General features: G+C 58.1%; 13 protein-coding genes. 7 read left to right on the top strand and 6 right to left on the bottom strand.

The features are described 5' to 3' along the window. The first annotated feature begins 14 nt into the window (after positions 1–14). The 4 genes from thiL (at position 15) to KGD89_RS22530 (ending at position 2,624) form a co-directional block, all read left to right on the top strand. A complete protein-coding gene (gene thiL / locus KGD89_RS22545; RefSeq protein ID WP_025262012.1) occupies positions 15–980 on the top strand; it encodes a thiamine-phosphate kinase in 966 nt (321 codons plus the stop codon). After that, on the top strand, positions 977–1,486 hold the full coding sequence (locus tag KGD89_RS22540; RefSeq protein WP_025262011.1) for a phosphatidylglycerophosphatase A family protein: 510 nt from the start codon (positions 977–979) through the stop codon (positions 1,484–1,486). The genes thiL and KGD89_RS22540 overlap by 4 nt, the downstream gene beginning before the upstream one ends. A gap of 104 nt (positions 1,487–1,590) precedes the next feature. Further along, complete coding sequence (ribA, locus tag KGD89_RS22535; protein WP_025262010.1) at positions 1,591–2,208, top strand: GTP cyclohydrolase II; 618 nt, start codon at positions 1,591–1,593, stop codon at positions 2,206–2,208. Next, complete coding sequence (locus KGD89_RS22530) at positions 2,205–2,624, top strand: hypothetical protein (RefSeq protein WP_025262009.1); 420 nt, start codon at positions 2,205–2,207, stop codon at positions 2,622–2,624. The genes ribA and KGD89_RS22530 overlap by 4 nt, the downstream gene beginning before the upstream one ends. A 57-nt stretch (positions 2,625–2,681) precedes the next feature. On the opposite strand, the gene dxs is transcribed toward KGD89_RS22530, so the two are convergent. From dxs to KGD89_RS22500, 6 genes are all read right to left on the bottom strand, one after another. Then, positions 2,682–4,574 carry a 1-deoxy-D-xylulose-5-phosphate synthase gene (gene dxs, locus KGD89_RS22525; protein WP_025262008.1) on the bottom strand — a complete coding sequence of 631 codons (1,893 nt, stop codon included), beginning with the start codon at positions 4,572–4,574 and terminating at the stop codon, positions 2,682–2,684. A gap of 147 nt (positions 4,575–4,721) precedes the next feature. After that, positions 4,722–5,609, bottom strand: a complete 888-nt coding sequence (locus KGD89_RS22520) for a polyprenyl synthetase family protein (RefSeq protein WP_025262007.1) — start codon at positions 5,607–5,609, stop codon at positions 4,722–4,724. Next, the gene (locus KGD89_RS22515; RefSeq protein WP_025262006.1) at positions 5,606–5,848 is read right to left on the bottom strand and encodes an exodeoxyribonuclease VII small subunit; all 243 of its coding nucleotides are present in this window, start codon (positions 5,846–5,848) and stop codon (positions 5,606–5,608) included. The genes KGD89_RS22520 and KGD89_RS22515 overlap by 4 nt, the downstream gene beginning before the upstream one ends. A 90-nt stretch (positions 5,849–5,938) precedes the next feature. Continuing rightward, on the bottom strand, positions 5,939–7,111 hold the full coding sequence (gene metC / locus KGD89_RS22510; RefSeq protein WP_025262005.1) for a cystathionine beta-lyase: 1,173 nt from the start codon (positions 7,109–7,111) through the stop codon (positions 5,939–5,941). A gap of 227 nt (positions 7,112–7,338) precedes the next feature. Beyond that, entirely contained in the window at positions 7,339–8,172 is an 834-nt protein-coding gene (gene yghU, locus KGD89_RS22505) for a glutathione-dependent disulfide-bond oxidoreductase (protein ID WP_025262004.1), read from the bottom strand. Between the two features lie 71 nt (positions 8,173–8,243). Continuing rightward, positions 8,244–9,140, bottom strand: a complete 897-nt coding sequence (locus tag KGD89_RS22500; RefSeq protein WP_025262003.1) for an EamA family transporter — start codon at positions 9,138–9,140, stop codon at positions 8,244–8,246. A 322-nt stretch (positions 9,141–9,462) separates the two neighbouring features. On the opposite strand from KGD89_RS22500, the gene KGD89_RS22495 reads away from it, so the two are divergent. From KGD89_RS22495 to KGD89_RS26085, 3 genes are all read left to right on the top strand, one after another. After that, positions 9,463–9,843 carry a hypothetical protein gene (locus KGD89_RS22495; RefSeq protein ID WP_038400619.1) on the top strand — a complete coding sequence of 127 codons (381 nt, stop codon included), beginning with the start codon at positions 9,463–9,465 and terminating at the stop codon, positions 9,841–9,843. A gap of 57 nt (positions 9,844–9,900) precedes the next feature. After that, the gene (locus KGD89_RS22490) at positions 9,901–10,401 is read left to right on the top strand and encodes a DUF5625 family protein (RefSeq protein WP_025262001.1); all 501 of its coding nucleotides are present in this window, start codon (positions 9,901–9,903) and stop codon (positions 10,399–10,401) included. Positions 10,402–11,024: 623 nt separating this feature from the next. Beyond that, on the top strand, positions 11,025–20,294 hold the full coding sequence (locus KGD89_RS26085; RefSeq protein ID WP_236250085.1) for a calcium-binding protein: 9,270 nt from the start codon (positions 11,025–11,027) through the stop codon (positions 20,292–20,294). Positions 20,295–20,404: the final 110 nt, after the last annotated feature.

Here is a 20,404-nt window from a genome sequence, read left to right as displayed (position 1 = left end):
CGCCTGGACTTCACATGGGTGAATTCGAGCTGATCCGCAATTACTTCGCTGCCGCGCCCTGTGCGCAGGACGGCGAAGGCGTTGCACTTGGCATCGGCGACGACTGCGCGCTGCTGGCGTTAACGCCCGGCGAGCAGTTGGCGATTTCCACCGATACGCTGGTTGCCGGGGTGCACTTCCCCCACGCCTGCGACCCCTTTCTGCTTGGCCAGCGCGCCCTGGCGGTTTCCGCCAGCGATCTGGCTGCCATGGGGGCCCGCCCTGTGGCCTTCACACTTGCCCTTACCTTGCCTCAGGTTGAAGCCGCCTGGTTGCAGGCCTTTGCCGAAGGCTTGAACCTGATGGCGCAGGTGTGTTCGTTGCGTCTGGTGGGCGGCGATACCACGCGTGGGCCATTGAGCCTGACGCTGACAGTATTCGGTGCCGTACCTGCCGGTCAGGCTTTGACTCGCAGCGGTGCCCGCGAAGGCGATTTGCTGTGCGTCGGCGGAGCCTTGGGCGATGCGGCGGCAGCTTTGCCGCTGGTACTGAATCAGCGCAGCGCCGAGCCTTCTATTGCCGAACCCTTGCTTGCTCGTTACTGGTCGCCACAGCCGCAACTGGCGCTGGGGCAAGCGTTGCGTGGCAAGGCTACGGCTGCGCTGGATATTTCCGATGGTTTGCTCGCGGACTGTGGGCACATTGCCCGGTCGTCGGCTGTGCGCCTGCTGGTCGAGCGGGACAAGCTGCCAATGTCTGCGCCCTTGCTACAGTTGTTTGATCTGCCTGCTGCACAGCAGGCGGCGCTCAGTGGTGGCGATGATTATCTGCTGGCCTTCACGCTGCCGCCCGAGCAACTGACCGGCCTGCTCGATGCTGGCTGGCCGGTGCATGTGATCGGGCGAGTGGTTGAAGGGCAGGGCGTTGCGTTGCTGGATGCCGACGGGCAAGACATCACGCCTGCCGCGCTGGGCTATCAGCATTTTCGGAGTGAAGTGTGAAAGACAACCCCGAACAGGTTTCAGCCGAGTTTGTACCACCTTCGGTCTGGACCAACCCCTGGCATTTTCTCGCCTTCGGTTTTGGTTCGGGCACGTTGCCCAAGGCGCCCGGAACCTGGGGTTCTATCGTTGCAGTGCCATTTATCCCTTTGTGGCAGATGCTGCCGGACTGGGGTTACTGGCTCATGCTGGGTGTCACCATGTTGTTTGGCTTCTGGCTGTGCGGCAAGGTGGCGGATGATCTGGGCGTGCACGACCATGAAGGCATCGTCTGGGACGAAATGGTCGGGATGTGGATTACCCTCTGGCTGGTACCTGAAGGCTGGGCATGGTTGCTGGTGGGTTTTCTGGTGTTCCGCTTTTTCGACATCCTCAAGCCATGGCCCATTCGCTGGCTGGACAGGCATGTTCACGGTGGCTTCGGCATCATGATCGATGATGTGCTGGCCGGTGTATTTGCCTGGTTTTCCATGCAGGGACTGGTCTGGGCCTGGGGATTGATCTAGCTTTTTGATATTAATCGGTAAGAATTCAGCCTAAGCGTCCCCAGGAACGTGCTGTTACAATCGGATCTTGCGAATTCTCAGTCTTCTACTACCAGGAGCACACGGTGCCCGTCGTATTTGTTGCTGCCTCCAAGCTGCCTACCCCTTTTGCAGAATTCACCATGAACGGCTTTTTCGAGCAGGAAACCGGGCGCGAGCACGTTGTTCTGAGCCTGGGTGATATTGCCGATGGCGCTCCTGTTCTTGGGCGGGTGCATTCCGAATGCCTGACCGGCGATGCCTTGTTCAGCCAGCGTTGCGACTGCGGCTCGCAACTTGAAGCCGCACTGCGCGCCATTGCCATCGAAGGTCGTGGTGTTCTGCTGTATCTGCGTCAGGAAGGTCGCGGCATTGGCCTGATGAACAAGATCCGCGCCTACGAATTGCAGGACGGCGGCGCCGATACCGTCGAAGCCAACGAGCGTCTGGGCTTTGCGGCCGACCAGCGTGATTACGCGATCTGCCTGCCGATGCTGCAACACCTGAAGGTCGGTTCCCTGCGCCTGATGACCAACAACCCGCGCAAGGTCAAAGCCTTGACCGACATGGGCATCAAGGTGGCCGAGCGCGTGCCGCTGCACACCGGCCACAACCCGCACAACAAACTGTACCTGGCGACAAAGGCCGGCAAGCTGGGCCACATGATGGGCAATGAGCACCAAAGTGAGGTCGATCCGGCGTGAATCGCAACAATGTGCGCAGACGGATGGTGCTGGCCTGGTGGCAGCAACTGGGCCTGAGTCTTGCGCCATTGTTGGTGGTTTGCATCTTTCTGGATGCGGGCGAAGTCCTGATTCATTTACTGGCAATGCCGTTGTTCATCGCCGGTGTTGCTTCGATGTTCCTTAGCCTCAAGCCTTTCGGCGCTTTCAAGCGTGCCTTGATCGCCACTCAGGCGGCACTCGATACACCTGAAGAAACCGCCGCCTGGCTCAAACTGGCCGCCACTCGCCGCATTGCCTTCCTGTTTGCCGGGATTCCGGCCTGGATCGCCGCAGGTGCCCTGTTCATCGGGCTTGAACCGGTGCCGGTATTTCTGCTCGCGCTCTCCACCGTGGCGCTGTTCTACCTGTATCGCATCCCGCCGCAACTGGGATAAATCTCAGGTACAAAAAAGGCGCTCACTGAGCGCCTTTTTGCTTTTGCCGGTTCAGCTTCAGTCAATCAACGCCAATCGTGCCTTGATCGCCGCTTCGATACCGTCTGCATCCAGACCACACTCGGCCAGCATCTGCGCCGGTTTGGCGTGTTCGACATAGATGTCTGGCAAGCCGAGATGCAGCACCGACTTGAGGATATTCTCCCGCGCCAGGAACTCGCTGACCGCCGCGCCCGCGCCACCCATGATGGCGTTTTCTTCGAGGGTGACCAGCAGATCATGGCTGGCTGCCGTTTCCCGGATCAGGGCTTCGTCCAGTGGCTTGACGAAGCGCATGTCGATCACCGTGGCATCGCTTTTTTCCGCGACTTCCAGCGCATCGGCCAGTTGCACGCCAAACACCAGCATGGCAACGCGCTTGCCTTGACGACGCACCACGCCCTTACCGATTTCGATAGGTTGCAGGCCGTTGTCGATCACTGCATTCGGGCCGGTGCCACGCGGGTAGCGCACCGCTGCCGGGCCAACATACAGGTAACCGGTGTTGAGCATCTGACGCAGCTCGTTTTCGTCGCTCGGTGTCATCACCAGCATGCCGGGAATGCAGCGCAGATAAGACAGATCGAAGCTGCCCGCGTGAGTCGGGCCGTCTTCACCCACCAGACCGGCGCGGTCGATGGCGAACAGCACGTCGAGGTTTTGCACCGCCACGTCATGCACCAGTTGGTCATAACCGCGCTGCAGGAAGGTGGAGTAGATCGCGACCACCGGTTTGCTGCCTTCACAGGCCATGCCGGCGGCAAGTGTCACCGCGTGCTGCTCGGCAATCGCCACGTCGAAGTAGCGACTCGGGAAACGCTCGCTGAACTCCACCAGATCTGAGCCTTCTTTCATGGCTGGGGTAATCCCCACCAGCCGTGAATCAGCCTTGGCCATGTCACAGATCCACTGACCGAACACGCCCGAATACTTGGGCCCGCTGGCTTTTTTCGGCGCGGCGGGGGCATTCAGCGGGTCGAGCTTGGTGATGGCGTGATAGCCGATAGGGTCGACTTCGGCTGGCGCGAAGCCTTTGCCTTTCTTGGTCACGACATGCAGGAACTGCGGGCCCTTGAGGTCACGCATGTTACGCAGGGTGGCGATCAGGGTTGGCAGGTCGTGACCATCGATAGGGCCGATGTAGTTCCAGCCCAGTTCTTCAAACAGGGTGCCGGGTACCAGCATGCCCTTGGCGTACTCTTCAGTGCGGCGGGCGATTTCCCAGGCACCGGGCAGGCGGGAAAGCACTTTCTTGCTGCCTTCACGCATGCTGGTGTAAGTGCGACTGGAAAGAATCTTGGCCAGATAGTTCGACAGTCCGCCGACGTTGCGTGAGATCGACATATCGTTGTCGTTGAGGATCACCAGCATGTCAGCGGCAACTTCCGGCGCGTGGTTCAGCGCCTCGAAAGCCATGCCAGCGGTCAGTGCGCCGTCGCCGATGACCGCGATGGACTTGCGGTCACTGCCTTGCAGACGGGCGGCAATCGCCATGCCCAGCGCAGCACTGATGGAGGTGCTGGAGTGCCCGACGCCAAAGGTGTCGTACTCGCTCTCGCTGCGACGCGGGAACGCGGCAATGCCGTCCTTCTGGCGCAGAGTGGTCATGCGCTGGCGGCGGCCGGTGAGGATTTTGTGCGGATAGGCCTGATGACCGACATCCCAGACCAGACGGTCATCCGGGGTATCGAACACGTAATGCAGGGCGATGGTCAGCTCGATGACGCCAAGGCCTGCACCGAAGTGCCCGCCGGTCTGGCCAACGGAATAGAGCAACTCCAGGCGCAGTTCATCGGCCAGGGTTTCCAGCTCGGCTTCACCCAGGCGGCGCAGGCCGTCCGGTGTATCTGCACGGTCGAGCAGCGGCGTAACCGGGCGCTCGCGGGGAATCTCTTTGAACGTCGTGGGCATCAGGCGAATCGTTATAAGTAAAAGAGGCGGCAGTTTACCTTATGCATCGCAAGCTGCCCATGAAGTGCATCTGCAGATACGCAGGAGTCATGAATCAGACCTGATCGAGCGTCGTTGATTCATCAGGTCTGACGTTCGGTTGCTATGTCAGTTGCGGCGTTCGACGATGTAACGCGCCAGCTCCCGCAACGGCTCTGCGGCTGAGTCAAATGGCCGCAGCGCGTTCAGCGCCTGATCGCGAAGTTCCAGCGCATAGGCCTTGGCCGGTTCCAGGCCAAGCAACGCGGGATAAGTCGGTTTGTCACGGGCAATATCGGCACCCTGGCGCTTGCCCAGAGTAGCGGTATCGCTTTCAACGTCGAGAATGTCGTCCTGTACCTGAAAGGCTAGACCAATAGCGCGAGCATAGACCTGCAGTGCGTCGAGTCGGGCTTGATCGGCATGACCGCTGGCCAGCGCGCCGAGCCTGACACTGGCTTCGATCAGTGCACCGGTCTTGTGCCGGTGCATGAACGCCAGTGCGGCTTGATCGAGCTTCAAGCCTACCGACCCCAAGTCAATGGCTTGCCCGCCCACCATGCCTGCCGGGCCAGCGGCCTGCGCCAGGGCGCTGACCATCTGCAAGCGGGTTTCGGCATCACGTGAGCTCAGGCGCGGATCGAGCAGAGCGGTAAACGCCAGGCTTTGCAGGCCGTCGCCCGCGAGGATCGCACAGGCTTCATCAAAGGCTTTATGGGTGGTGGGCTGGCCGCGACGCAGGTCGTCATCGTCCATGGCCGGCAGATCATCATGCACCAGTGAATAGGCATGGATCAGCTCGACTGCGCAGGCGGCGCCATTGGCATCCTCGGCAACACCGCCCAGCGCTTCACAGGCTGCATAAGCCAGTAACGGACGTACCCGCTTACCACCGTTCATCACGCTATAGCGCATCGCGGCATAAAGCCGGGTCAGCTCCGGGCTTGGCGCTTCAAACAGACCATCAAGTGCCGCGTTGACGCGAGCCTGGCTTTGGGCCTGATAGCTCGCGATCATTCGGGTTGATCCGCTTCAAAGGGCTCTTCGGCCAGTTCGCCGTCGCGCTCCAGCAATACCTGCACCTTCTGCTCGGCCTGGGCCAGGGCATTCTGACAGTCACGTGTGAGGCGCACGCCTTGCTCGAAAGCGGTCAATGAGTCTTCCAACGACAGCTCACCATTCTCCAGACGCTCAACCAGCGTTTGCAGATCGGTAAGGGATTGTTCGAAATCCAGTGCAGCTTTCTTGCGGGCCATGGCGGCATTCCCGGTGAAGATTAAACCGCCGCGACACTAGCAGAGCCGGGGCCGCGGGGCAAACGCTTGAAGGGGCAGAGTGGCTGGCCTTCAGTTCTGGGTGGCTGCAAATCCGGCCTTCAGGTCTTCGATCAGATCATCCGGGTTTTCCAGGCCGATTTGCAGGCGCAGCATCGGCAGACCCTGTTCCCGGGCGCCATAGTGATCCACCTCCGACACCAGGCTTTCAAAGCCACCCCATGAATAACCGACACCAAACAGCTTCAAGGCTCCGGTAAAACGGTCCAGCACCTGACGGTCGGCGGTCTTGAACTCGAAGCTCAGCAAACCGTTGCAACCATGGAAATCCCGCTTCCAGAGGGCATGTCCCGGATCGCTCGGCAGTGCCAGATGCAGGACACGACCGACCTGCTCGTGGCCATGCAGCCATTGTGCGACTTGCAGGGCATTGTGCTCGTGCATCTTCATGCGTGCCGCAAGGCTTCGTGCACCGCGCAGCACAAGGTAGGCATCGTCGGGGCTCACGGTATTGCCCACGGCGGTGTTCATGGTCTTGAGAGTTTTCCAGTGCTCTTCGGTGGTGCTGATGCTGCCCATCATCACGTCCGAATGCCCGGCGATGTATTTGGTCAGGGCCATCAACGAAATGTCCGCGCCCAACTCAAGGGGCTTGAACAGCACCCCCGAACCCCAGGAGTTATCCACCGCCAGCAATAGATTGCGCTCTTTGCACAGCCGCGACAGGGCTCGCAGATCACACATGTCGAACGTCAGCGAGCCGGGGACTTCAGCGTAAATCATGCGCGTATTGGGCTTGATCAATGACTCCACGTTACTGCCGTCGGCGGCGTAATAATCGAACTCGATATCGAAGGCTGTCATCCAGGTCCTGACCAGCCGACGAACCGGGCCGTATACCGCCTCGGTGATCAGCACATGCTGACCAGGGCGCACAAACGCCTGAAACATCTGCGCCGCTGCGGCCAGCCCTGTGGAGTACAGACAAGTGCCGTGGGCACCTTCCAGCTCGGAAACCAGATCCTGCAATGCAAAGGCCGTCGGGTTGCCGTTGGCCGCATACGTCAGCGAGCGATCCGGCCCCGAAGTGCGAGCTTCCGCTTCACGCAGGCTTTGCAGGCTGTCGAACAACACCGTGCTCATGCGCACCACCGGCGGATTCACCGCAATGCCCGGCCCGCTGCTGGCGCTACGGCCATGTTGGGACAACGCAGTCTGGGCGAGTGGGTCTTTGTCTTGGGGCATTGCAGGCTCCGAACTACTGGGTAAAAGAATTTCAGCTTGCTACGCAGGAGACACGAGATTCAGAAGCATCCTGCATACAGCCTGGCGTCACGGATGATTATCATGCGCTGCCTCTTGTATTTTTGAGCGATAGAAGAGGTGATGTAGGAGCGCATTTATCCGCGATACGCCTGTAGATCCAAAGAAAATCTATCGCTCTCACGGGCCTCTCGCGAATAAATTCTCTCCTACAAATCAGACGCGTGATGCCGCTCGGCAACCTGATCCGCCTCATCACCCCATGTGCGATTGACCTTCTTGCCGCGGATGACGGCAGGGCGTGCGGCGATCTCTTCGGTCCAGCGAAGCAGGTTCGGGTATTCATGCACTGACAGAAACTCCGCTGCGGAATACACACTGTTCTGCACCAGTGCGCCATACCATGGCCACACGGCGATGTCGGCGATGGTGTAAGTATCGCCGGCCAGATAACGGCTTTCGCCCAGACGACGATCCAGCACATCCAGCTGACGCTTGGCTTCCATCGCGAAACGGTTGATGGCGTACTCGATCTTTTCCGGTGCATAGGCATAGAAATGCCCGAAACCGCCGCCCAGATAAGGCGCAGCGCCCATTTGCCAGAACAGCCAGTTCAGGGTTTCTGTCCGGCCAGCGTGATCGGTGGGCAGAAAGCTGGAAAACTTCTCCGCCAGATAAAGCAGGATCGAGCCGGACTCGAATACCCGCACTGGCGTCTCCTGGCTGCGATCCAGCAACGCAGGGATCTTGGAGTTGGGATTGACTCCGACAAAACCGCTGGAGAACTGATCGCCTTCCGAAATCTTGATCAGCCAGGCGTCATATTCGGCACCGCTGTGCCCAAGTGCCAGCAACTCTTCCAGCAGAATCGTGACCTTCACTCCGTTGGGTGTGGCCAGGGAGTAGAGCTGCAGCGGATGTTTGCCGACCGGCAGTTCCTTTTCATGGGTGGGACCGGCAACCGGGCGGTTGATATTGGCGAAGGTGCCGCCGGACGAGGCAGGCTGCCAGACCTTTGGAGGCGTGTAAGGAGTAGTGCTCATGCGGGAACCTTGGAATGTTTGAGGACGATCTTTTCGACCGGTGATGCTGCCCGTTGTTCATGATTCATCGATCAGGCCAGAGGGCGACTGCGGCCAGCGAACAAGGCATTGCGAATGCGTTGCCCGTAAAGACCGACGGCCAGACCCGATACGATAAGGCCCACGGCAACGATTTTCATCGGCGACAGGCTTTCATCGAAAATCACCACCGAGCCCAGCATCCCGAATATAGGTACCAGTAATGACAATGGCGCAACGGTGGACACCGGGTATTGCTTGAGCAGCGAGTTCCAGACCCAATAGCCGAACAAGGTGTTGGGGTAAACCTGAAACAGGATCGACAGAACAGCACGGTGGTCGATCTGGTTGATCAGTGCAGAGTAGCCGCTGGTGCCGTTGACGATATAGTCGAGCAGGAAAAGCGGGATCGGCGAAAACGCGCTGGACCAGACCACAAAGGCAAATACCTGAGGGGTATTGGCCTTTTTATTGATGATGTTCGCGACACTCCAGGCCGCCGCGCCAAACAGCACCAGTATCAAGCCGGTCGCAGTGACCGAGCCATCCGCAATAAAGATGATGCTCAACAGCCCGCACAGCGCAACGCCAATCCCGGCCAACTGGTAGCGCGTGATGGTCTCCTTGAACACCCAGGCCCCCAGTAGCATCGTAAAAAACGCGCTGAACTGCAAAACCAGCGAAGCAATCCCCGCCGACAGCCCGGTCTTGATCCCCAGATTGACGACACCCCACAGGCCTATGCCGAATATCAGCCCGTAACCGATGATGTAACGCCACGCGACATCAGGTTTGGGAATGAAAAAGATCGCAGGCAGCGCACAGAGCGTGAAGCGCAGACCTGCGAGGATGAACGGATCGACTGAGGTCAGGCCAAGCTTGATGACCGAGAAGTTAAGGCCCCAGAGTGCAGTAACCAGGATGGCGAGGAGCAGGTGGTGGAGTTTCATTGAGGGGGCTTCCTGGTCGGTGTCGTGCGATTCAACATCATCGAGCTGTGTCAGGGCAATCCATGACAGCCGCATCACGAGCCTGTCGAGCTTCTGGCGGCTGGTAAGGTTTATGCCTGAAAAATGCTCTACTTGCTTGTTTTCAGAACAAAAAACTTAACTTGCAGGAATGTATCGCGATAGATACATTTGATGGCAATGTGCTTTTTGGACGCTCGTAAGCAAGGTGACGATGTTTTCCTGCGATGATCAAGGCAGGCGTCAGCCGCTCTATGGGAGTGCCGACTAAAGGCAAGTGGTTAACGCATGGAGCGGGATGCTAATGGATGAGCTGAAGAGAGTTCTCGCCGGCCTGGATATATACGTTTATTCAGGATTGTTGCTTTCGAATTTTATCGCCATCAAATACAAGCCCGAACATGCGGTTTCTCTGTTTATCTGGGGCTGCAGTGTTCCGCTTTCTGCTTTTTGCTATCTGGTCTGGGTTTATGGCATCGGTGGTAACTGGAACTTCGTGACGTTCCTTATAGAAATCTTTGCGTTTTCACAGGTCGGGTGGCTTGGAGGCGCTTTGGCTTTTTTCGGGTGGCTGGTCAGCGCACGTTATTTGAAAAAAATCGGGCTGTGGATATCCAGAGTGTCGGTTGTTTCGCATGGTTTGTTTTTGATGGTGATTTTTGTTTTTGAGCGCGATTTTTCATGAGCAATTTATCGTTGTTGTGGACCGGGTTTGCTTACCAATGGGAAGAAGGAATCAAGTGTGTCTTTCATTAAACGTTTTTTCGCTCTCTTTTTGTCGGGTTTCCTCGTGGGTTGCTCAAGTCCGGTGTTGATAGTCAAGCCTGTCAATCTTTCTTTGGCCAATCAGAAAGTCTCTGCGCAGTTTCGCGTGGCTGAGCGTGGTGGCTATAGAGTTGCTCTGTTATTTGTGTGGAGTGAAAAAGCCTCCGATATCGATCACCAGAAAGCAGTATGGGGGGGCGGGCTTTATAACGAGGGCGGTGTTCCCATTCCTGTCCATTTGCGTGTTCTGAAAGATGGTCAGTTGTTTTTTGATGAGGTTTTAGTCACCACGGGCATTGACTCGGGGCAGGCATTTGAATACGAGGGTAAATACAAGTCTACGCAGGTCAGAGATATAAAGCATTTTGCTCTTCTCCCTGGGGATTACACGGTCGAAGTTTCGACGGTGGATAAAGTTGACGCATTCAGTGGTACGGAAGGGTACGTAGAGTTTTCTTACTACAGCCCCAAGATTTAGATTTTTAAAAATAGCGAAAGGACTCTAAGACGGTGGAAAAGAGCTACAGCGTTACTTACAAGGTTGCTGGTGTTGGTGCCGACTATGTTTACCAACAGGATAAAAGCGACCATAAAGCGGGCGATCTTCATGATTCGCCCGGTGGGCACATGTGGTACAGCGTAAGCGATGGCGTAGCCAGCAAGAGCTTCGGGTTCGCCTCAAGGCTTGATGAAATGTTCGGGCCTGGTCAAGTCGTCATGGATGATGACAGCGCGTACCAGGAAACTCTCTATGAGGTTACCGTCAAGCTGACAGAGTCGCAGTACACGGCCCTGATGAATTTTTCCAGTAATCCGCCAGCAGGTGGTTTCGATTCAGCGACATACAATCTGTTGACTAACAGCTGTGTTGATTTCGTATACGCCTCGTTGAAAGTCCTTGGCTACAACCCGAACGATGAACAGGGTGACCTTTTTCCAGGTAACAATCTGGACAATATCGACGCGCTTTTAAATGGTTTTGGCGCAGAAATAATCCGTGGAGACATGGCGCGAGGCGGAGTTGTATATGACGGCAGTCAGAGCAGCTTGTGGCTGAATTCCAGTGACCTAAGCGGCGGTATGGCAAACAATGATTTCTCATTGAATACCGATCTTGCATCTGGGATCAAATACAAGGAATCCGTTGATCACGATGCCGCAGCCGCTGAAGTTGCTCAGGGCCTGATCAACAGTGGTGGCGGCTGGAACCTGAGTTACGACGCCAACAAGCTCAACCTGAATCAATATCAGGGCAACTGGATCAACAATACCTTTACCAATGCGGCCACGCAGATTCTGGCTGATGGTTATCGTCCGGGTAACGTCAACACCGTCAAGGATGTGTTTGATTTCAGCCTGCGTAACTCGACTCAGGGCATGACGTATGGCAGCACACTGGCTGCACTTTTGAACTCGGGCGATGCAAGTGCCCGCGTGACGTTACCGACGGATCCGCTGGTGTTGGACCTGAATGGTGATGGCGTAAGGTTGACGGATTACCTCGGTGCACCGGTACTGTTCGATGCCGACAACGATGGCGGCAGCCTGGAAGAAACGGGTTGGGTAAGTCCTGAAGACGGCATCGTTGTTGTGGATTCCAACGCCAATGGCAAGATCGACAACATCAGCGAAACACTTTCCGAGTATTTCGGTGGGGTAGCGGGCAAAGACGGCAATGCCGGAGAAAAACGTTTCTCGAACGGATTTACTGCCTTGGCGAGCCTGGACAGTAACGCTGACGGTGTTTTCGATAACCGTGATGATGCCTGGTCGAGTGTCAAAGTCTGGGTCGACGCCAACCACGATGGAAAGAGCTGGGATGATGCCAATGGTAATGGTTCAGTGGACGCCAATGAAAAGAGCGAACTGAAGTCATTTGCAGAGTTGGGTATTACCCGGATCAACTTGAACAGTGTGGCTCAAAGCGGCGAAGTGCGTGACGGTAACGAAGTTCTCGCACGAGGAACCTTTGTTCAGAACGGCGTGAGCAAGGAAGCCATTGCCGCCAACTTTCTGGCCAACCCTAATGGTCATGTCTTTACCGCAAACGGCACAGGCACTGTTATCTCTACACAGGGTGGAGGTAACGTCTCTCCTGTGAGTGGTTATTCCTCTTCTTCCACAACGGGTGAGCACATCGATGTGGCATCGAAGGGCGTAAACAATGCGACTGGCGGCTCGGGCAATGATGTGCTGCAAGGCGATGCCCAGACCAACTGGCTGGCCGGTGGCCAGGGTAGCGATACGTTCTATGGTGGTGCCGGAGATGATGTTCTACTGATTGATGGCGAAGACCTGTCCGAGAATATCCATGGAGGAGATGGCACCGATATCGTTCAGGTTCTGGGCGATAAAGGTGTTTATCTCAACCTGGCAGATGCCGGTGTGGAAATTGCTCAGGGTAGTCGTGGCAATGACACCTTCATCGGCGGCGGGTCCAGCACGGTTTATATGCGCGGCGGCGACGGCGATGATGTACTCATCGGTGGGTACGCCAATGATGCGTTGTCGGGTGAGGATGGTAACGACGTCATTCTGGGCGGAGCCGGCAACGATGTATTGCGCGGGCACCGTGGCAATGACCGTATTCAAGGCGGCCTGGGCAACGACCTCATCGACGGCGGTCAGGATGACGACAACCTTAACGGCGGTGCCGGCGACGATGTGCTGATCGGTGGTGCGGGCGATGACGTGATCGACGGTGGTGACGGCCTGGACGTCGTCGAGCTGTCCGGCGACTTTGCCGACTATCGTCTGACACGAACGGCAGAAGGTGTCTGGATCAGCGACACCGTTGCAGGGCGCGACGGTACCGATTTCCTGCAGAACATCGAAAAGATCAACTTCAAGAACCTCAAGCTGGTCGAGATTCCGAGCGCTACCAGCGAAGGGATCGAGAACCCTCTGCTGGTCAAGGATGTCCTGAGCAACGACAAGGCCGGTGCGGCTTTCGAGCGTACCAGTGCACATCTGATCGGCAAGGAGCAACTGCTGCAGAACGACATCGACTGGCAGCATGATGCGCTGCACATCACCGGACTGTTCGATGTCGTGGGTGGTACGGCCAGCGTGACCCAGGCTGGCGATGTGCTGTTTACGCCTGATGCAACCTTTACCGGCATCATGGGCTTCAAGTACACCGTTGCCGACGCCAAGGGCAATGAGGCCGGTACGGTTATCAGCATGGGAACCGGTGAAAGCGCGACAATGCGCGCTGCGGTGTACCTCAAGACTGCGGACCTGCCTGACGATCCGCTGGCGACCGATCAGTGGTATCTGTCCCAGGCCAATATTCTTCCGGTCTGGAAGGATTACACCGGCAAGGGCGTCAGGATTGCCCAGATCGAAACCACCAGTCCTTTCGGCACGACCAAGGAAGTGCTCGATTACCGTCACGCCGACCTGAAAGACAACATCGACAAGAACTGGCTGGCCAATGCCACGCCGGGACAGATGGCGGGCGAGGGCAGTGGCGGCGTCTTCAGCGATCACGCCACGCTGGTGGCCGGTGTAATGGTCGCCTCCCGCAATGGCGAAGGCAGTGTGGGGGTGGCTTATGACGCCACGATTGCCGGTTACTGGGTCAACAAAGACGACTTCAGCACCATGTCCCACATGCACGAATATGACGTGGTGAACAACAGTTGGGGGAGTGCCATTCCCTTCGATCTGAAGTTTTCTCCGGCCGAACTGGGACTGCTGCCGACACCCCATCGTCAGGCCTTGCAAGAGGGGCGCGATGGTCTGGGGACCGTGATTGTCACGGCGGGCGGCAACGACCGGCAGATAGGCGGGAACACCAACTACTCGAACGTCTCCAACAGCCGCAGCAGTATCGTGGTTGGCGCAATCAATGCCACCACTGACCTGGGTGCATTGCAGTTCGGTGGGCAGCCGTTCTCCAGTCCGGGCGCAAGCATTCTGGTCAGTGCGCCGGGCTCGAACGTGACCTCCACTTCGCGTCTGGTGCAGAACGACAATGGCTCCACGTTCGGTGCCGACACCAGCGTTTCGCAAGGCACCAGTTTTGCCGCGCCGATCGTCTCCGGCATCGTTGCACTGGTGCTCGAAGCCAACCCTGAGCTGGGGTATCGCGACGTCCAGCAGATCCTGGCGCTTTCGGCTCGCAAGGTAGCCGACCCTGATACCTCCTGGCAGGAAAACGGAAGCCAGAACTGGAACGGCGGCGGCATGCACGTCAGCCACGACTATGGTTATGGCGAAGTCGATGCCCGCGCGGCGGTTCGTCTGGCCGAAACCTGGAATACCCAGCAGACCTTCGCTAATGAGTTCAGCCTGAACCAGCCTCTGGACTCCGGCACCCTCAACCGTGCAATCACTGATGGACTGGGCGCAGGAATCAGCCATTCCCTGACCATGGGTAACGCCGGTATTTCTGTCGAGCATGTTGAAGTCAAAGTCAGCCTGACGCATTCCCGACCCGGTGACCTGATCCTCAAGCTGATCTCGCCGTCCGGTACTGAATCCATTCTGATGAACCGTCCGGGCAAGGCACCTGGCAGCGCGGCGAGTGAGCGTGGTGACGCCGACTTCGCCGGCAGCTCCACCTTGAATTACGTTTTCGATACGGCGCTTCTGCGGGGTGAAACGGCGCAGGGCAACTGGACGCTGCAAGTCATCGATACGGTCACCGGCGACACCGGCACACTCAACAGCTGGAGCATGAACGTCTATGGCAAGGGCGGTACGTCCGATGACCAATATGTGTATACCAATGAATATGCACAGCTGGCCGCGGCAGGCGGACGCAATGTGCTCAACGATACCGATGGTGGCGTAGACACGATCAATGCCGCGGCGATTGCCAGCGCCAGCGTCATCGACCTTTCCAACGGTCAGGCGACCCTGGCCGGTGCCCGGTTGACGATTACCAATCCAGGCCAGATCGAAAACCTGATCGGCGGCGAGTTTGGCGACTCGCTGACCGGCAACGCTGCGGATAACCACCTCTCGGGTGGGCGTGGCGACGACCTGCTGTCGGGCGGCGCAGGCATCGATACGCTGATCGCAGGACAGGGCAATGACACCCTGACTGGCGGTGCCGATACCGACTACTTTGTGATCGACAAGAACGCGGGTGACGTCGATACCCTGACCGACTTCGTCATCGGCACCGATCGAATCGTTCTGTCAGGTTTCGGCCCGGACGTGTATTCGACGATGGGCATCAGCCAGCAAGGTGCGGACACGCGGTTGACGCTGGATGACGGGCAAGTCCTGGTGCTTAAAAATGTGCAGTCCCAGGGCCTGACGCTGAGCAGCTTCGTGCATGTACCCGAAGGTGTAAGCCTGAGCCGTCTGGAGCGTTACTCCGGCTTTGGTTTCGGGCTTGATGGCACCGTGACTGAGCGGATTCTGCCGGACACCACCAATGGTGTTCTGTACTGGGCCAACGATGGCGGCGAGCGCGTCTTCGGTGGCACGGGAGCCGATGTGATCAACGGTGGTCTGGGTGATGATGTGCTGGTCGGTGAAAGCTCCACATCATCGAGTGTCGGCGGCAACGACACCCTGAACGGTGGCGAAGGCAATGATGTGGTGCGCGGTGGCGCTGGCGATGACGTGCTGTACGGCGGTGCCGGACAGGATTATCTCGGTGGCGATGCCGGTAACGACGTTCTCTACCTTGAAGGCGACCAGAGCGTCGCCGACTACGCGACCACCACGCTGCTGGCTCCGAACATCAACCTCGGCGGTATAGCCTCGCACACCGGAGCCTCGGTGGCTGGCGGTGCCGGGAATGATCGTTTTGTTGTGGTCGAAGACCTCAGGGCGAGTGCTTCCCAAGGCATCATGGCCAACCTGATCGACGATTTCGAGGTGGCCAATCCTGCCGAAAAAATCGACCTGTCACAGATCCGTGCAGTACACAGCTTTGCCGAACTGAACTTCAGTTCAGTGACGGTGGATGGCGAGCAATACCTGAGAGTCTGGTTGGGAGCGATGGCCAGTGGCACTCAATACCTGACCCTCAAAGGTGTCACCGCCAATCAACTGTCCGCCGCCAACTTCATTTTCGGTCAGGCCGTTGCACAGCCCAAAGTGCTGCTTAGCGGTACTGATGCCAACGATCTGCTGATCGGCGACGCCGGCGGCAATACCCTCGATGGCGGTGCCGGTGCGGACGTTCTCGAAGGACGGACAGGCGACGACACCTATATCGTCGACAACGTCGGTGACGTGATCAAGGAAGTGGTGGGCGGTGGCTATGACCTGGTCAAGTCCAGTGTCAGTCATACCTTGGCCAGTGAAGTCGAATCCCTGCAACTGTTGGGCAATGCGGCTATCAATGGCACCGGCAATGAACTGGCCAACCGCATTGTGGGCAACAGCGCCAACAACGTGCTGGACGGTGCCGGAGGTTCCGATGTGCTGATCGGCGGCCTGGGTGACGACACCTATGTGGTCGACGACGGTTCCGACCGGGTCGTCGAGTCCCAAGGCCAGGGCACGGACACGGTCAATGCCTCGGTTTCCTTCACGCTGGCCAGCAACCTGGAAAACCTGAACCTGACCGGCAGCGCCAACATCAACGCTACGGGCAACAGCGCCGACAACATCCTGCGCGGCAATCTCGGCGATAACCGTCTTGATGGTGCCCAAGGTGCAGACCTGATGATCGGTGGCCTGGGCAATGACACCTACTTCGTCGATCACATCGGCGATGTGGTCATGGAGGATGCCGACGCGGGTAATGACAAGGTCATTTCCACGGTCGACTACAGCCTGGCGGCGAATGTCGAGAGCCTGACCTTGTCCGGTTCCGCCTTGAATGCCACGGGTAACGCCCAGGCCAACGAACTGTTCGGCAACGAACACGACAACCGCCTGTACGGCGGTGCTGGCGACGACTTCCTGCAGGGTGGCAAAGGCAATGACCGCTACGTGTTCGGCGTCGGTCATGGCCAGGACACGATCAACGAAGACCTGGATGCCAGCGGTGGCGTTGACACCATCGTGTTTGAAGCGGGCATCAATGCAAGCGACGTCGCTGTCGATCACTCCGCGCAAGGCATGGTGCTGCGCCTGAACGATGGTCAGCAGATCATTTCCGGCTGGACCGCAGCCCGTGGTCACAGCATCGAGCGCATCGAGTTCGCCAACGGTACGGTCTGGAACACTGCAACCCTGGCGACCCAGGCCAACCGTGCTCCAACCCTGGCGCAGGCGATTGCCGACCAGAACGTGGCCGAAGACAGCGCCTTTGTCCTGACCCTGGCTCCCAACGCCTTTGTCGATGCGGACAGCGGTGATGCCCTGAAACTGAACGCTACCCTGGCTGATGGCAACCCTCTGCCAGCCTGGCTGAGTTTCGATGCTGCCACCCGTACCTTCCGTGGCACGCCGGACAACAGCGCTGTGGGTAACCTGTCGATTCGCGTCACCGCGACCGACAAGGCCGGCCTGTCCGTCAGCGACAGCTTTGACGTGCGGATCAGCAATACCAACGATGCACCGGTCCTGGCCAAGGCCATTGTCGATCAGGCTGCAACCGCAGGCACACTCCTGAACTTTGCCCTACCGGCAGCGACATTCACTGATGTGGATGCCGGTGACATATTGAACATTACCGCGCAGTCTGCCGACGGTCAGGCGTTGCCAGCCTGGCTGACGTTCGATGCGGCCACTCGCACCTTCAGCGGCACGCCTGGAAGCCAGGGAACCGTCTCGGTCAAGGTTTCGGCCGTGGACCGTGCAGGTGCGGTGGTCAGTGATGTGTTCGACATCGTTGTCGGCGAGCAGACCGGCTTGATCACCGGCACCCAGAGCGGTGACTACCTCAATGGCGATGCGCTGGCCAACACCATCAACGGGCTGAGCGGCGACGACACCCTGTACGGCAGGGCTGGCAACGACGTACTGAACGGTGGTGATGGCGTCGACTGGCTTTATGGCGGTGATGGCAACGACACGCTGGATGGTGGTGCGGGCAATGACAGACTGTCGGGTGATGCAGGCAATGATACCTACCGCTTCTACCGCGGCATGGGGCAGGACACCATCACTGACTTCGATGGGACTGTGGGTAATGTCGACACCATCAAGGTCGCTGCCGATATCGCTCCAGCCGATGTGATTCTGAATCGTGACGGCAACTACCTGCATCTCTCGATCAAGGGAACGACAGATAAAATGTCGATCACCTTCTTCAACAGCACCAACTATCAGGTGGAGCGTGTCGAATTTGCCGATGGCACGGTCTGGGATATCGATGCCCTCAAAGCCATGACCCGGGGAGTGGCCAGTGATTCGGCCGATACCTTGTATGGCGACGTTGGAGCCGATGTACTGGATGGGCTCAATGGCGATGACAGGCTCTACGGTGATGCTGGCAACGACCAACTCAATGGTGGTGCCGGTAGAGACACGCTGTACGGCGAAAGCGGCAACGACACCCTCAATGGTGGAGCCGACAACGACTACCTCGATGGCGGCGACGGTAATGACACTCTCGATGGCGGTGCCGGCAACGACTCCCTGAGCGGATCTCGCGGCAATGACACTTACCTTTTCTATCGCGGCATGGGCCAGGACACGATCAACGAGTTCGACTCCACCACGGGCAATGTCGACACCATCAAAGTCGCGTCCGGCATCACTCCTGGCGATGTCATCGTCAAGCGTGACAGGACGGATATCGTGCTCTCCATCAAGGGCACGAACGACTGGATGAAAATCTACGACTACACCAGCTCCAATTATCAAGTGGAGCGCGTCGAGTTCGCGGACGGGACCGTCTGGTCTGTCGCGGACCTCAAGCGCTTGTCGGTGGTCGTGGCCAGCGAAGCGGCCGATACGATTTATGGTGACGAGACGGGCGAGCAGATCGACGGGCTTGGCGGCAATGATCAGCTGTACGGACAGGCCGGTAACGATGTGCTCATTGGCGGTGCTGGCGATGACATGCTCGATGGCGGAGCGGGCGTCGATACGCTGGATGGCGGAGCAGGCAACGACTCGCTGTATGGCGGCTCGAGCAACGACATCTACCTGTTCCAGCGTGGCGGTGGCCAGGATCAGATCTCGGACCGTGACTGGACCTCCGGCAATATCGACGTGATCAAGCTGGCACAAGGCATCAGCCCGGGCGATATCAAGGCTTCGCGCGTGGGCGACAATCTCGAACTGGCGATCATCGGCACTTCGGACAAAATCACCGTTCGTGACTGGTTCTACTCCACCGACTCGCAGATCGAGCAAGTCCAGTTCGTGGATGGCACGGTCTGGGATGCAACGGCCCTCAAAGCCATGGTCAAAGGCGTGGCGAGCGAAGGCAACGATACCCTGCAAGGTGAAGAGTCCGTTGCCGATGTTCTCAACGGGCTGGGCGGTGACGACAGCCTTTACGGCTTGTCAGGCAACGACACCCTCAACGGTGGCGCTGGCAAAGACAAGCTCTATGGCGGAGCCGGAGCGGACATCCTCGATGGCGGTGCCGGTGACGACAGCTTGTATGGCGATGCAGGCAACGACACCTACCTGTTCTATCGCGGTGCCGGGCAGGACTGGATAAGCGACTACGACAATACGGCCGGCAACCTGGACGTGATCAAGCTTGCGGAAGGCCTCAAACCTGCCGATATCCAGCTCACTCGTAGCCTGAACGATCTGTATGTCGGCATTGCCGGCACAAGCGACAGGCTGACGGTTTCCGGATGGTTCTCCAATACCGCGAACCTGATCGAACAGATCCAGTTCGCCGACGGGACCACCTGGAATGCCAGCACCATCAAGACGATGAGCAACGGCACGTCCACCCAGGGCAATGACGCGCTTTATGGCGATGATGCTGTGGCCGATTCGCTCAGTGGCCTTGCAGGCAACGACAAACTCTATGGTCTTGGCGGCAACGACATACTGTCGGGCGGTGCCGGGGATGATGAGCTGAACGGAGGCGCAGGCGCTGACACTCTCATCGGCGGTACGGGCAATGACCGGCTGTATGGCGACCGTGGTAATGACCTCTACCAGTTCGAGCGCGGTGGCGGCCAGGACGTCATCGACGACTTTGATCCGGATGCCAACACTGACGTGCTGCAGTTTGGGAGCGGTATTGCTGCCGACCAACTGTGGTTCAGCAAAAATGGCTGGGATCTGGAAGTCGGCGTCATCGGTACGAGCGACAAAGTGACGGTATCCAAATGGTCGTTCTGGGGCGAGGGCACTTGGGAGGATGCCCAGCAGATCGAGCAATTCCGCACGGCGGATGGCAAGGTCCTGATGGCCAGTCAGGTTGACCAAATGGTACAAGCCATGGCGGCTTTCGCACCTCCTGCACCAGGAGAAGTGAAACTGTCGGAAAACTACCAGGCCTCGTTGAACGCAGTGATTGCTGCCAACTGGCAGTAAGGGTGGAAGCAGCCGCGCCTTTGGGCGCGGTTGCTCTTGATCCAATCGAAGTAAAAATCGCTGAACGCACGCCATAGCGTGTGTTCATTGACAGGTTTGCGTCCAAAAAT

The sequence above is a fragment of the Pseudomonas cichorii genome (assembly GCF_018343775.1).
Classification (GTDB): Bacteria; Pseudomonadota; Gammaproteobacteria; order Pseudomonadales; family Pseudomonadaceae; genus Aquipseudomonas; species Aquipseudomonas cichorii.
Note: the sequence above shows the minus strand (reverse complement) of the source record. Positions and strands in the feature narration are given on the sequence as shown.